Genomic DNA, 12,701 nt, shown 5'->3' with positions numbered 1-12,701 from the left:
CGATCGCGATCCGGGTCGAGCGCGAACGCGATACGGGACATGAGGGGATGGTCCGATGTGCCTGCCGGGATTACGATACGTCCATGATCTTCCTGCCTCTGCCGTTCATATGTGCGCTGCTCTTCCTCATCCTGCTGGTGCAGATGCTGCGGCACGATGGGCGTGCCTGGCATGACAACCCCTTCTTCCTGCTGCTCAGCCTTTATGTCCTGCAGTCGCTGGTGATCGGCCTGCACTGGGGCTATGGGCTCAATGCCGTGATACCGCTGCAGGCGGTGCTGGCGGCGCTCAACCCGGCGATGGCCTGGATAAGCTTCCGCAGTCTCTCCGTCGAAGAGTCCGGCTGGCACTGGAAGAGCGTGTGGCCGCATCTCCTGCCCGCCATGCTCGTGCTTGCGTTGATACTCCTCTGGCCACATCTGATCGACATCGTGGTGACCCTCACCTTCCTCGGCTATGGTAGTGCGTTGGCATGGCTGGCTTATGGCGGGCCTGACAGGCTGGTAGCCCCGCGTCTCGACGGCGTGCTGCGCTCCTACCGTTCGCTGCAGGTCACGGCCTTCGCCACTTTGGTGTCGGTGGTGACGGACCTTGCCATCAGCGTCGACATGGCCTGGCTCGGCGGTGCCCATGCGGCCGCGATCGTGGCGGCCCTCAATGTCGTTGCCCTGCTGATTCTCGGCTCTGCCGCCTCAGTGGCAGGCTCGAGCACCGTGAGCGAGCCGGAGGAGGCTGTGACATCCGAGCCGCCCCGGATGCCGGCAGTCGTACCGGAGGCCGCGGAAGAGGACCGCGAAGTCGCCGCGGCGCTCGATGCACTGATGGTGGACCGTAAGCTCTACCGCGACACCGACCTCAATCTCGGCCGCCTTGCCCGCAAGCTCGGACAGCCTGCCCGTCGCGTCTCCTCGGCCGTGAACCGCATCCACGGCATGAGCGTGTCGCATTACGTCAACAAGCACCGCATCGAGGAGGCTTGCCGCCTGCTCGCCGCCACGGATGAAAGCGTCATCAATGTGATGATGGATGCCGGCTTTCTCAGCAAATCCAACTTCAACCGCGAATTCCTGCGCGTAACCGGCGCGACTCCCATCGCCTGGCGGCGGCAGAACCGCCTGCCGTTGGCGGCGGAGTAGGGGTACAAGCGAGCCTTCTCCGATCCGGGTGCACGGGCATCCTGCCCGTTCCTCCTCTTCCGCAAGTAGGGTGGCCGAAGATCGGGCGGGATGCCCGTGCACCCGGAATCCCCACGAGCAGAAAGGCCCCGCTTTCGCGAGGCCTTCGATACGATGCGACCTGGATGCAACTCGTACTCAGTAGCAGACCTTCACCCGCTCCCAGTGCCAGCCGTAGTAGTCGGAAACCTGGCGGCGCTCGATGTAGCAGCGGCGATAATAGACCGGGCGATAATCGTCGTAATAGCCATAGCTGTTGCTGTAGGCGGCACCGGCGAGCAGGCCGCCGATCAGGCCGATGCCGGCGCCGGCGGCGAAGGCGCCGTTGCGGCCATAGCGGGCTTCGGCGGTTCCGGTGGTAGCAAGGGCAGCGCCAGCCAGCGTGGCAGCAACCAGAGCACCCGTCAGGATCTTCTTGAACATCGTCGTCTTCCATCTTTCTGTCTTTGCGCGGGCTTGCGCTTGATCGATGGACAGATCTTGCTGGAGGGCGCGGATGACTTCCGTGCTTTTCAACACGGGGTTACAGATGATGCCGCCGTCACCCCCATAAGCCGGGCTGCCGATGTTACGCTGGTAACACGCCCCTCATCCCAAATGGCGCATGGCGAATGCAGGGCCAAATTGGAGCATTTTCCATCGGTGTGGCGGCCAAGGGCCGCCACGTCAGTTCTATCGGGTGAGCCGCAGCCGGATCAGCTCGTTGGGCCGCTTCTGCGGTCGAAAGCATCATTGGCGCCCGCGACACGCTTCTGCCTCTTCGGGCGTGAAGAGGCGGGTGCCTTGACCGTCGCGACTGGCTGCAGGGTGACGGTGATCGGATTTGGATACTGCTCCAGCGTGGCGCCGCTTGCCGCGTCGACGCCCATGCCGACCACCCCACCCAGAAGCAGGTTGCCTGCAAAGCCGGCGGCGCCAGCCCCAGCGACGCGGGTTTTCACCGGGACGTCCATCGGCTGATAACCATCCTTGCTGATGGTGCTGACGAACTCGCTCTTGCGGGAGACTTCGAAGGTGCAGGGGGTCGTGCAGGAATTGCCTATCGATGTCTGGACATGGGCTTCTGACGGCGTGGAGACCACCTGGATCTTGTTGGTCGTGCCGCGTGTCACGGTCGAACAACTGGCGAGGGCCACACCTGCCAGGACGACAAATACAAGCTGCTTCATGATCGTTTATTTTTCCATATTACCGTAAGGAAAATGTGGCAAAAATCCACCTTCCCTTACAACCGGCAGTCGATTTCTTTTAGTGTGACGGTATCTATAGCAGTGAAGCAATCAACCGGCTTCACGATTTATGCCTTAAGCGTGAATACGTATAGTAAGCAAGCGCTTCTTCCGGAATTGGGATATATCCACAAGAGCGGGATAAAAACATTGGGTAGCAAGATTATACCAGAACTACAGTATATATAAACCAATATTGAAATAACATTAAATATATATTAAAATTATCTAAGATAGGTATATTGTATTAAAAATATCAATTCCATGTAAATAAAGATATTTAATCAATATATCTCAATAACAAAGATAAAATTACGATTGTATAGTGGTCTTCTTGCGTTGTAATTGGCGGCGGAGAAAACGACGTGGCCAGCCGATACGTTGGTGCACTCTCAAAGGGAGATCGAATAACGCGCCAGCATGAAGTGCTTCATGTCGAGCCTGCTCGGCCGCCCCGGTGGTTTTGGCAACGGCGCTTGGCAACGGCGCTCGGCAACTGGCCCCGGAAGTGTCGTTTTGGCTGGCGATGCTGGTGCCAGCGCTGGCAAGATTCGCCTTCATGCGCTGGGCCGCGTCCGAAAAGCAAAACGCCGCCCTGCGAAGGGCGGCGCTGGAGATCCTGATCTCCGAAAGGTTCAGTACATCGCGTCGGGCATCGAGGCCTTCTTGCGTTCGATGAAATCGCGCAGCGCCTCGTCGATGCCGGGATCGATGGCGGGGGCCTCGTAGTCAGCCAGCGTCTTCTTCCAGATCTTGTTGGCACGCTGGGCGGCGTCCAGCTTGCCCTCGGCTTCCCACTGCTCGACCGAATTGTTGTCGGCCACGTTGGAACGGTAGAAGGCGGTCTCGAAGTTGGCCTGGGTGTGGGCGCAGCCAAGGAAGTGGCCGCCTGGCTCGACCTGGTGGAAGGCGTCCATGGCCTGGCCGTTCTCGGACATGTCGACGCCCTTCGCCAGCACATGCATGGCGCCGAGCTGGTCGAAGTCCATCACGAATTTCTCGTAGGAGGCCGAGAGGCCGCCTTCGAGCCAGCCAGCCGAATGCAGCATGAAGTTGACGCCGCCGAACATCGCCGGCAGCAGCGTGTTGGCGCTCTCATAGGCCGCCTGGGCATCGGGGATCTTGGAGGCGCAGAGCGAGCCGCCGGAGCGGAAGGGCAGCTTCATGCGGCGGGCAAGCTGGCCGGCGCCATAGATGCACAGCGCCGCTTCCGGAGTGCCGAAGGTCGGTGCGCCCGACTGCATGGAGAGCGTCGAGACGAAGGTGCCGAAGATGGCCGGGGCGCCGGGTCGCACCAGCTGCAGGAAGGAGATACCGGCCAGGACCTCGGCCAGAACCTGCGTCAGCGTGCCAGCCACGGTCACAGGGCTCATGGCGCCCGAGAGGATGAAAGGGGTGATGATGCAGGCCTGGTTGTTCTGGGCGTAGACATCGGCCGCGCCGAGCATGGTGTTGTCCCACACCAACGGCGAATTGGCGTTGATCAGGCTGGTGCAGACGGTGTTCTGCTGGATGAAATCCTCGCCGAACAGGATCTTGGCCATGTCGACCGTGTCCTGCGCCCGCTCCGGCGCCGTGACCGAGCCCATGAAGGGCTTGTCGGAAAGGCGCATATGCGCATAGACCATTTCGAGATGGCGCTTGTTCACCGGCAGGTCGACCGGCTCGCAGACCGTGCCGCCCGAATGATGCACATAGGGGTTGGCATAGGCCATCTTCACGAAATTGCGGAAGTCCTCGATGGTGCCGTAACGGCGGCCCTTGTCGAGGTCATGCACGAAGGGCGAGCCGTAATTGGGAGCGAACACCGTGTTGTTGCCGCCGATGATGACATTCCGCTCGGAATTGCGCGCATGCTGGGTGTATTGCTGAGGCGCCGTCTGGATCAGCTTGCGGGCGAGGCCACGCGGAAAGCGCACGCGCTCGCCCTTGATGTCGCAGCCGGCGCCCTTGAGAAGTTCGAGCGCGCGGGGATAGTCACGGAACTCCAGGCCGATTTCCTCCAGCAGCGTCTCGGCATTGTGCTCGATGATCTGCATGGCCTCTTCGGAGAGCACCTCCGTGAGGGGTATGTTGCGGGTGATATAAGGTATCGAAACGCCACCACGCTGCACCCGCGCGGCCCGGCGGGCGTCCCGGCCACGGCGCGAGGCGGAAGGGGCTTCGGTGTGCGTGGTGGTGTCGACGGCCTCTGTCATGGCGCTCTCTCCCGGAATTCGATCCGCCTGTCATAGGGGAGACCGCGCCCGGCTCGCCGCCCAAGCGCGCCGAAGAATTGCCGGAAAGCGACGCTGACGGCGCGGGGAGGATAGAGAGGGGGGCGGGTCTTCGGACCAGCCTGCACCGCTCGCGCCTTGGGAAAGGAAGAGCCGGGTCTGAAGACCCACCCCCCATATTGCCCTGGCGGGATGGCGCTGCCCAGCCGTCTCGAACTATGCTGCGGCATTGATTGGCAACATGTACTCCAGAACTGGCGCCGATCTCAGATCTTCCGCTACGTCTCGGAAAACAAAGAAATCGTCTGGTTGCGTCCATGAAGGCCCGATATTCCGACCATCTCGTCCTCCTTTTCCATGGCGTCGCCGCTTTCGGCCATGATCTCGATCCGCTCGCAAGGGTGCTGCGACGCGCCCTGCCCGGGGCTGAGGTGATCGCGCCCGATGCGCCCCTCGCCTGCGTGCCCGGGCCGGGGCGCCAGTGGTACGATCTCGATGCCGTCACGCTGGCGAATCGTCCTGGACGCATCCAGGTGGCGCGGGGCGCTTGTGACGGAGTGATTGAAGGCCTCATTGCCCGCCATGGCTTTGCCGACGCGCCAGAGCGAGTGGCATTGGTCGGCTTCTCGCAAGGAGCGACCATCGTGTTCGACGGCTTCGCCTCCGGCCGCTGGCGCGCAAAGGCGGTGGTGCTGCTCTCCGGGCGTTTCGTCAGGCCCGAGCCCTTTATTCCGGCGAAGGAGACACCCGTGTTGCTCGTGCATGGCGCCGCAGATGGCGCGGTGCCGCCTGAGGAGGATGGGAAGGCCGAACGCTGGCTGGTGGAGGCTGGCGTGCGGGTGCAGCGGCATCTATTGCCGGACGTGGGACATGAGATCTCGCCCAGGGCGGCAAGGCTGGCGGCCCGGTTCCTGAAGGAAACGCTGGGAGCGCGGACGTCCTCGTCCGCTCTTCCTTAGCTTCACCCGCCCCATTTCCAGGAGCGGACGAGACCTCCGCGCTCCCGGCAGTTGCATACGACGCTTCATCTCCCTAAAAGCAAATCGTTTTTCCGCGGTTCCCCATCATGTCCGACCTCGTTTCGCCGCGCACGGGCGCCTTTCGCCATGCCGGCTTTCTTCGTTACTGGATTGCGCGTTTTCTCGGCAGTTTCTCCGCCCAGATCATGGGCGTGTCCGTGGGCTGGCAAGTCTACGATATCACACGCGATCCCTTCGACCTCGGCATTGTCGGCCTGGTGCTGTTCCTGCCCGCCTTCCTGCTCGTTCTGGTGACTGGCACGGTTGCCGACCGTTTCAACCGCGTCGCGATCATGACGGGCTGCATCATCGGCGAGGCGCTCTGCGCCATGGCCTTGCTCGCCTTCACGATGACGGGTGCGCATACGGTGGTGCCGATCTTCTGCGTGCTGGTGGTGCTGGGCACGCTGCGCGCCTTCTTCGGACCGGCGCAGCAATCGCTGATGCCCAATCTCGTGCCGGAGGACGATCTTGCCAACGCCATCGCCTGGGGCAGTTCCTCCTGGCAGATCGCCACCGTGCTCGGCCCGGTGGCGGGCGGCCTGCTCTATGGCGTCTCGCCGGAAGCGGCCTATTCCACCTCGCTGGCGCTGCTCACAGTCGGCGCCGTGCTGGCCGCCGGCATTCGGCTGCCAGCACGGATGCGGGTCAGGAAGGAGAAGCCGAGCTTCGAGACGCTGGTGGCCGGCTTCCGCTACATCTGGAGGGAGAAGATCGTGCTCGGCGCCATCTCCTTCGACCTCTTCGCCGTGCTGCTGGGCGGCGCCACCGCATTGTTGCCTGTCTATGCGCGCGACATCCTCACCGTCGGCCCCTGGGGCCTAGGCCTGTTGCGCTCCGCTCCGGGCGTCGGGGCGATCCTGGTCGCCGCCTTCCTGATGCGCCATCCGGTGCGCGACCATGCCGGCGTGATCATGTTCGTCTGCGTCGCCCTGTTCGGCTTCTTCACCGCCGTGTTCGGTGCTTCCACGCAGGTCTGGCTCTCGGTGCTGGCGCTCGCGCTGATGGGCGGTTTCGACATGGTGAGCGTCTATGTGCGCGAGACGCTGATCCAGCTCTGGACGCCGGATGCCGTGCGTGGGCGCGTGAACGCGGTCAACATGGTGTTCGTCGGCGCATCGAACGAACTCGGCGAATTCCGCGCCGGCATCTCAGCTTGGGCCTTCGGCGCGGTGCCCGCGGTTATCCTGGGAGGGGCGGCCACCATCGGCGTTGCCGGCCTGTGGTGGTACTGGTTCCCGCAATTGCGGAAAGCGAGGCATCTGCAGGGGCGGGTGTAGAAGATGTGTGAAAATCTTTAATTAAGAAGGTCGCGCAGCCCCTCACCTCTATCCTCTCCCCGTAAACGGGGCGAGGGGACTTCGAAGTTAGGGCTCGGCTTGCGAGGTCGAGTCTCGCCCAACCGGTAGGGCGAGACGGGACGCCAGTGAATAGTTCGCGACGATTGCGCCCCCTCGCCCCGTTTACGGGGAGAGGATAGAGGTGAGGGGCTGCGCGACATTCCAAAAAACACAAAGCTTTACGGTGCCGGTCAAAAAGCACCCCCGCCCTTATCCTATATTCGTCCCATAAGCACCAGGACGAGTAGAATGATTACGATGAGGCCAAGTCCGCCAGAGGGGCCGTAGCCCCAACCATTGCTATAGCCCCAGGTCGGTAGGGCTCCGATAAGCATCAGAATGACGATGACAAGGAGAATGGTGCCAAGCATGAGAATCTCTCCTGGGCTTATTCTTGTTCGCCGACAGTAAACGTCGGCGAAGCCTGAAGGTTCCCTCTGCTGTAATATTCTCGATCCCGCGTTTGTTTTCTCAGAACACGGCTTCGATCAGCCTCGGGCCGCTCTGGCCAATGGCGGAGCGGCAAGCCGAGATCAAACCGGCATTGGTTTCCACCCGCACAGCTTCAACGCCCATGCATTCGGCAAGTTTCACCCAGTCGAGCACGGGATCGGTGAGCTCGAACATCGAGAGACCCTTGCCGCCGACCTCGCCGAGCCCCACGCCCCTGACCTCATCGATCAGCACCTTGTAGGCGCGGTTGGCATAGATGATGGTGGTGACGTGGAGTTACCAGGCGCTTCGCAGATGCCAGGAAATAGCGACGGTGGCGCCGTGGAGCGACACCCATTCGCTCTTCTGCTTACTTATTAATCTCAGATATAGCTCTATGCCGATTATGCCATCTAATCGATATAGGCGGCTCGCCTTATCCTCATTCCAATGCATTGTCATGAGGAAGGATGAGAGCCGTGAAAAAGCGCTTGCTTGGAAAGAGTGGCCTCGAAGTCTCTCCCATCGGTTTCGGCTGCATGGGGTTGAATTTCAGCTATGGCCACGCCTTGTCGAACGAGGAGAGCATCAAGCTCATCCGTCAGGCCGTCGAACGGGGGGAAAATTTCTTCGATACTGCCGAGGTGTATGGTCCCTTCACCAACGAGGAAATCGTCGGCGAAGCGTTGAGGCCTTTCCGCGACCAGGTTGTGATTGCCACGAAGTTCGGCTTCAGAATCGAGAATGGCAAATCGAACGGCTTCGACAGCCGGCCTGAACATATCCGCGCCGTTGCCGAAGCCTCGCTGAAGCGTCTCGGCATCGAGGTCATCGACCTGTTCTATCAGCATCGCGTCGACCCGGCCGTGCCGATCGAAGACGTCGCGGGTGCGGTCAAGGATCTGATAGCCGAAGGCAAGGTGAAGCATTTCGGCCTGTCCGAGCCGGGCGCACACACGGTTCGCCGGGCCCATGCGGTGCAGCCCGTGACGGCGCTGCAGAACGAATATTCGCTATGGACGCGCGGCCCCGAGACCAACGGCATCCTCGAGGCCTGCGAGGATCTTGGCATCGGCCTCGTCGCCTACAGCCCGCTTGGCAAGGGTTTCCTTACAGGCGCGATGAGCAAGGACACCAAGCTCGGCGAAAACGATTTCCGCAAGATCCTGCCGCGATTCACGCCCGAAGCCATGGAAAAGAACCAGGCCCTGGTCGACCTTCTGAAGCGGATCGCCACGGAGAAAAAGGCGACGCCCGCCCAGATCGCACTCGCCTGGCTGCTTGCACAAAAGCCCTGGATCGTTCCGATCCCCGGCACAACCAAGCTTCCTCGCTTCGAGGAAAACTTCGCCGCGGCCGATATCGAGCTGACGCCCGCGGATCTGCAGGAGATCGAGACCGCCGCCGCCGAGATCAAGCTCGAAGGCGAGCGCTACCCCGCTCATCTGATGGCCACCACCGGCCGCTGAGCCATAGGGAACCGAACATGTCACGGAATATCGAAGGCAAGGTCGTCGTCATCACGGGCGCAAGCAGCGGTCTCGGCGAGGCAACGGCGCGTTACCTCGCCGCCGAGGGCGCAAAAGTTGTACTGGGTGCCCGCCGGCTTGATCGGCTACGGGCGCTCGCGAAGGAACTCAGCCTGCCGGCCGAGGCAATCGTGCAGACCGATGTCACCGACTGCGGTCAGGTCAAGGCCCTTACCGATCGAGCGGTATCGCTGCACGGCCGGCTCGACGTGATCGTCAACAATGCCGGCCTCATGCCCCACTCGCCTCTCGAACGCGGCAAGGTCGAGGACTGGGACCGCATGATCGACGTCAATCTCAAGGGTGTCCTCTATGGGATCGCGGCGGCGCTCCCCCATATGACCCGGCAGAAGAGCGGCCATATCATCAACGTCTCCTCGGTTGCCGGGCACAAGGTGCGGCCGGGCGGAGCCGTCTATTCCGCGACCAAGACTGCGGTGCGCGTGATCTCCGAGGGCCTCCGGCAGGAAGTCAAGCCCTACAATATCCGCACGACGATCATCTCGCCCGGAGCGGTGGAAAGCGAACTGCCGGCCAGCATCACGGAGGCCGATGTCGCCAAGGGCATCAGGGATTTCTACGAGGCCTACGCCATACCCGCGATCTCCTTCGCCCGCATGGTGGCCTTCGCCATGAGCCAGCCCGACGAGGTGGACGTGAACGAGATTCTGTTCCGCCCAACGGCACAGGAGCTGTAATCATGCAGATCCAGGCTGAAAGCGCTCCTCTGGCTCCGCTCGATGATGCAGGCGAACGGCATGGCCTGCATGTCCTGGCCATTCTCAGCACCCTCATGGGCTTTGCCTCGATTTCGACGGATCTCTATTTGCCGGCTATGCCGGCCATGGGGCGGGCGCTGAACGCCAGCGAAGGCACGATCGAGTGGACCGTCTCCGGTTACCTGATCGGCTTCAGCCTGGGACAGCTGTTCTGGGGCCCGATCAGCGACCGGCTGGGCCGCAAGTTGCCCGTCGCCTTTGGCCTCCTGCTCTTCATCATCGGCTCGGCCGGATGCGCGCTGGCCGATAGCGCCATGACCATGATTGCCGTCCGTGTGCTACAGGCGGCGGGCGCTTGCGCAGGCGTGGTGCTCTCGCGGGCGATGGTGCGCGATCTCTACGAGGGCTACAAGGCGGCGCAGATGATGTCGACGCTGATCACCGTCATGGCCATCGCGCTGCTGCTCGGTCCGATTGTCGGCGGGCAGATCCTGGCTCTGGCCGGGTGGCGCGCGATATTCTGGTTCCTGGTGCTCATCGGCGCCGCGACGCTTCTTGCCCTGACGGCCCTGCCTGAAACCCTGCCGCCGGAGCGCCGCAGGCAGGCATCGCTCTGGCGAGCCTTCACCGGCTACGGCGCCTTGCTGCGGGATCGCCGTTTCCTCGGCTATGCAGGCACAGGTGGCTTCTTCTACGGTGCCATGTTCGCCTATATCGCCGGCACGCCTTTCGCCTACATCACCTATCACCACGTCCCGGCGCAGTTCTACGGCCTGCTCTTTGCTTGCGGCATTGTCGGCATCATGGCGTCGAACCTCCTGAACGCGCGCCTGGTCAAGTCGCTCGGCAGCGACAGGCTGCTGCGCTGGGGTGCGGCAGGCGCCGCCCTGTCGGGCGTGATCCTGGCGGCGACGGCATGGACGGATTGGGGCGGGCTTTGGGGCCTCGCCGTGCCGCTGTTCGTCTTCGTGACGGCGACCGGCTTCATCGTCGCCAATTCCATTGCCGGCGCTCTTGGCCAACATCCTGATCAGGCAGGGGCTGTCTCCGCCCTGGTTGGAGCGACGCAGTACGGAACCGGCATCCTCGGCTCCGCCTTGGTCGGTGCCTTCGCCGACGGTACGCCATGGCCGATGGGCTGGGTCATCGCATCGCTTGCCATCGGCAGCGGTCTGAGCGCCTGGCTTCTGATTCAGCGAACGGACAGGGTCTGAGCAGGTCACCAGCTCCCAGGCAGTCTGCCGCTGGCGGATTGTGCTGATTGGGTGATATAAACCGCATATCACTATATCCGGTTTTCATAAATGCAGCGTGACGAGCTTGTCGACCTGAATGCCTTCCTGATCGTCGCCGAAGAACGCAGCTTCACGCGCGCCGCGGCAAGGCTCGGCACCTCGCAATCGACCCTCAGCCACACGATACGCCGACTGGAGGCCCGCGTCGGCGTGCGCCTGCTCACCCGTACAACGCGCAATGTCGCTCCGACCGAGGCGGGCGAACGTTTGCTCGCAACTCTGAAGCCGGCGCTGGCCAGTATCGACACGGAGTTGCGGTCTCTCGGCGAATTGCGGGAGAAGCCGGCCGGGACCATACGCATCACCACTTCCGAGCACGCGGCGACGACCGTCCTCTGGCCGGTGCTGGAAAGGCTCCTGCCTGACTACCCCGACATCCACGTCGAACTCAGTCTCGACTCCAGTTTCACCGATATCGTCTCCGAACGCTTCGATGCGGGCGTGCGTCTGGGCGAAGCGCTGGCGAACGACATGGTTGCGGTGCGCATTGGTCCGAACCTGCGTCTGGCGATCGTGGGGTCGCCCGGCTATTTCGCGGGCCGCCCCATGCCCAGGACACCCGAGGACCTGGCGGCCCATCAGTGCATCAATCTGCGCATGTTGAGCGGCGGTGGCCTCTACTCCTGGGAACTGGAGAAGGACGGCCACGAAATCCGGGTCCGCGTCGAAGGGCAGCTCGCCTTCAACAGCACCGGCATGATCGTGCGCGCGGCGTTGGCGGGATTCGGTCTGGGGTATGTGATGGAAGACCAGGTGGCCGAGCATCTTGCCACTGGACGTCTGGTGCAGGTGCTTGCCGACTGGTCTCCGCCTTTTCCAGGCTATCATCTCTATTATACCAGCCGCCGGCAGCCTTCCGCCGCATTCGCGGTTCTCGTGGACGCCTTGCGGTACAGATCCCCGCTTTGGGAGCCGCATAAAAGCGGCTGGCTTGGCGAGGTGCAGCGCACTGTCCCTCGCCAGAAGACCTCACTCCGCCGTCGCGCGGACAAAGTCGCGAGCGGCACCGGCGGTGACGTTGCGGGCGTTGGAGGAGGAATGCACCTAATGCGAGACGGGGCGGGCGAAATCGGCCACGTCCGCCGTGAACGAGGCATCGAAGGGCTGGTGGGCAGGGGCGTGGTCGCCGATGATGTTGACCATCGGCACCGGCGCCTTGCGGACATCGTGCAGATTGGCGAAGCAGACTACGGTGATAGCGCGTTTATTTGGCCACCGGGCAGACCGCCCGTCTGCGACCGGATCAATCGGCAACACCCTGCCTCGCATGCTCCTCCTGTGGCGTAAGAATAAAGAAAGAACGATGCTTGACTTGCGTTCCCTCTCATACTTTATTCCGTAACGGAATGAGGCGTCAGCGGCCAGCGTGTGCGCAACCCGGCCCCGAACGCTTCCATCCACCCCGACAGCCTGTCCAGGTGGCAGGCGCATGTGGCGGTCCTGCTTCTCTTGAAGCCGGCCTCCAGGGGTGACGAGCGGGACAGACGGGATCGGCACCCCATGGAAGTGCCCTGGATCCCCGGACGGAGCGTGAAGGGCTTGTGCCCGGCAACGCCTTCGTCCCTCCTCCCGCCGATGCGGTGAAGACGGCTGATGCCACCGTCCGGCCAGGACGGACGTCGCTCAGCCCCTTTGCCGAGCCGGCTGGGCCGGGTTCGGATGGTCCGTGCCATCCGCTCCCGGCTCGCCTCCGCCTTCAGAAGGCGGAAAAAAACAGGTGGCCTTGCACGCCTTGTCAGTGTGCCGG

At 62.6% G+C, this 12,701-nt stretch carries 11 protein-coding genes and 1 pseudogene; 7 read left to right on the top strand and 5 right to left on the bottom strand.

Going from position 1 to position 12,701, the window contains the following annotated elements; genetic code table 11:
* Positions 1 to 83 precede the first annotated feature (83 nt).
* Positions 84 to 1,136 carry a helix-turn-helix domain-containing protein gene (locus tag ACMDCR_RS28800; protein WP_413989886.1) on the top strand — a complete coding sequence of 351 codons (1,053 nt, stop codon included), beginning with the start codon at positions 84 to 86 and terminating at the stop codon, positions 1,134 to 1,136.
* A gap of 177 nt (positions 1,137 to 1,313) precedes the next feature.
* On the opposite strand, the gene ACMDCR_RS28795 is transcribed toward ACMDCR_RS28800, so the two are convergent.
* From ACMDCR_RS28795 to ACMDCR_RS28785, 3 genes are all read right to left on the bottom strand, one after another.
* On the bottom strand, positions 1,314 to 1,598 hold the full coding sequence (locus ACMDCR_RS28795) for a hypothetical protein (protein ID WP_413989885.1): 285 nt from the start codon (positions 1,596 to 1,598) through the stop codon (positions 1,314 to 1,316).
* Positions 1,599 to 1,870: 272 nt separating this feature from the next.
* Positions 1,871 to 2,344 carry a translation initiation factor 2 gene (locus tag ACMDCR_RS28790; RefSeq protein ID WP_413989884.1) on the bottom strand — a complete coding sequence of 158 codons (474 nt, stop codon included), beginning with the start codon at positions 2,342 to 2,344 and terminating at the stop codon, positions 1,871 to 1,873.
* Between the two features lie 695 nt (positions 2,345 to 3,039).
* Positions 3,040 to 4,602 carry a trimethylamine methyltransferase family protein gene (locus ACMDCR_RS28785; protein ID WP_413989883.1) on the bottom strand — a complete coding sequence of 521 codons (1,563 nt, stop codon included), beginning with the start codon at positions 4,600 to 4,602 and terminating at the stop codon, positions 3,040 to 3,042.
* Between the two features lie 335 nt (positions 4,603 to 4,937).
* Between ACMDCR_RS28785 and ACMDCR_RS28780 the strand changes: the two genes are divergently transcribed.
* Together ACMDCR_RS28780 and ACMDCR_RS28775 are read left to right on the top strand one after the other, a co-directional pair.
* Entirely contained in the window at positions 4,938 to 5,579 is a 642-nt protein-coding gene (locus ACMDCR_RS28780; protein ID WP_413989882.1) for an alpha/beta hydrolase, read from the top strand.
* A 107-nt stretch (positions 5,580 to 5,686) separates the two neighbouring features.
* Positions 5,687 to 6,919 (top strand): MFS transporter, encoded by a 1,233-nt coding sequence (locus tag ACMDCR_RS28775; RefSeq protein ID WP_413989881.1) that lies wholly within the window; start codon positions 5,687 to 5,689, stop codon positions 6,917 to 6,919.
* Between the two features lie 275 nt (positions 6,920 to 7,194).
* On the opposite strand, the gene ACMDCR_RS28770 is transcribed toward ACMDCR_RS28775, so the two are convergent.
* Positions 7,195 to 7,350 (bottom strand): DUF3309 family protein, encoded by a 156-nt coding sequence (locus ACMDCR_RS28770; RefSeq protein ID WP_284313796.1) that lies wholly within the window; start codon positions 7,348 to 7,350, stop codon positions 7,195 to 7,197.
* A 100-nt stretch (positions 7,351 to 7,450) separates the two neighbouring features.
* Positions 7,451 to 7,666, bottom strand: a complete 216-nt coding sequence (locus tag ACMDCR_RS28765) for a thiamine pyrophosphate-dependent enzyme (RefSeq protein WP_413989880.1) — start codon at positions 7,664 to 7,666, stop codon at positions 7,451 to 7,453.
* A 224-nt stretch (positions 7,667 to 7,890) separates the two neighbouring features.
* Here ACMDCR_RS28765 and ACMDCR_RS28760 point away from each other — a divergent pair, with 224 nt between their 5' ends.
* The 4 genes and pseudogenes from ACMDCR_RS28760 to ACMDCR_RS28745 all read left to right on the top strand — a co-directional run.
* Positions 7,891 to 8,880, top strand: a complete 990-nt coding sequence (locus tag ACMDCR_RS28760; RefSeq protein WP_413989879.1) for an aldo/keto reductase — start codon at positions 7,891 to 7,893, stop codon at positions 8,878 to 8,880.
* Positions 8,881 to 8,897: 17 nt separating this feature from the next.
* Positions 8,898 to 9,638 (top strand): SDR family oxidoreductase, encoded by a 741-nt coding sequence (locus tag ACMDCR_RS28755; RefSeq protein ID WP_413989878.1) that lies wholly within the window; start codon positions 8,898 to 8,900, stop codon positions 9,636 to 9,638.
* A gap of 2 nt (positions 9,639 to 9,640) precedes the next feature.
* Complete coding sequence (locus ACMDCR_RS28750; protein WP_413989877.1) at positions 9,641 to 10,873, top strand: multidrug effflux MFS transporter; 1,233 nt, start codon at positions 9,641 to 9,643, stop codon at positions 10,871 to 10,873.
* 90 nt (positions 10,874 to 10,963) lie between these two features.
* Positions 10,964 to 11,851, top strand: a pseudogene (locus ACMDCR_RS28745) (LysR family transcriptional regulator); the annotation flags it as partial.
* Positions 11,852 to 12,701: the final 850 nt, after the last annotated feature.

The sequence above is a fragment of the Labrys okinawensis genome, assembly GCF_047345005.1.
GTDB lineage: Bacteria > Pseudomonadota > Alphaproteobacteria > Rhizobiales > Labraceae > Labrys > Labrys okinawensis.
Note: the sequence above shows the minus strand (reverse complement) of the source record. Positions and strands in the feature narration are given on the sequence as shown.

Excerpts from the sequence above, each read along its gene's own strand:
- ACMDCR_RS28800 (WP_413989886.1), top strand. The coding sequence starts at position 84 with ATGATCTTCCTGCCTCTGCCGTTCATATGTGCGCTGCTCTTCCTCATC.
- ACMDCR_RS28795 (WP_413989885.1), bottom strand. The coding sequence starts at position 1,598 with ATGTTCAAGAAGATCCTGACGGGTGCTCTGGTTGCTGCCACGCTGGCT.
- ACMDCR_RS28790 (WP_413989884.1), bottom strand. The coding sequence starts at position 2,344 with ATGAAGCAGCTTGTATTTGTCGTCCTGGCAGGTGTGGCCCTCGCCAGT.
- ACMDCR_RS28785 (WP_413989883.1), bottom strand. The coding sequence starts at position 4,602 with ATGACAGAGGCCGTCGACACCACCACGCACACCGAAGCCCCTTCCGCC.
- ACMDCR_RS28780 (WP_413989882.1), top strand. The coding sequence starts at position 4,938 with ATGAAGGCCCGATATTCCGACCATCTCGTCCTCCTTTTCCATGGCGTC.
- ACMDCR_RS28775 (WP_413989881.1), top strand. The coding sequence starts at position 5,687 with ATGTCCGACCTCGTTTCGCCGCGCACGGGCGCCTTTCGCCATGCCGGC.
- ACMDCR_RS28770 (WP_284313796.1), bottom strand. The coding sequence starts at position 7,350 with ATGCTTGGCACCATTCTCCTTGTCATCGTCATTCTGATGCTTATCGGA.
- ACMDCR_RS28755 (WP_413989878.1), top strand. The coding sequence starts at position 8,898 with ATGTCACGGAATATCGAAGGCAAGGTCGTCGTCATCACGGGCGCAAGC.
- ACMDCR_RS28750 (WP_413989877.1), top strand. The coding sequence starts at position 9,641 with ATGCAGATCCAGGCTGAAAGCGCTCCTCTGGCTCCGCTCGATGATGCA.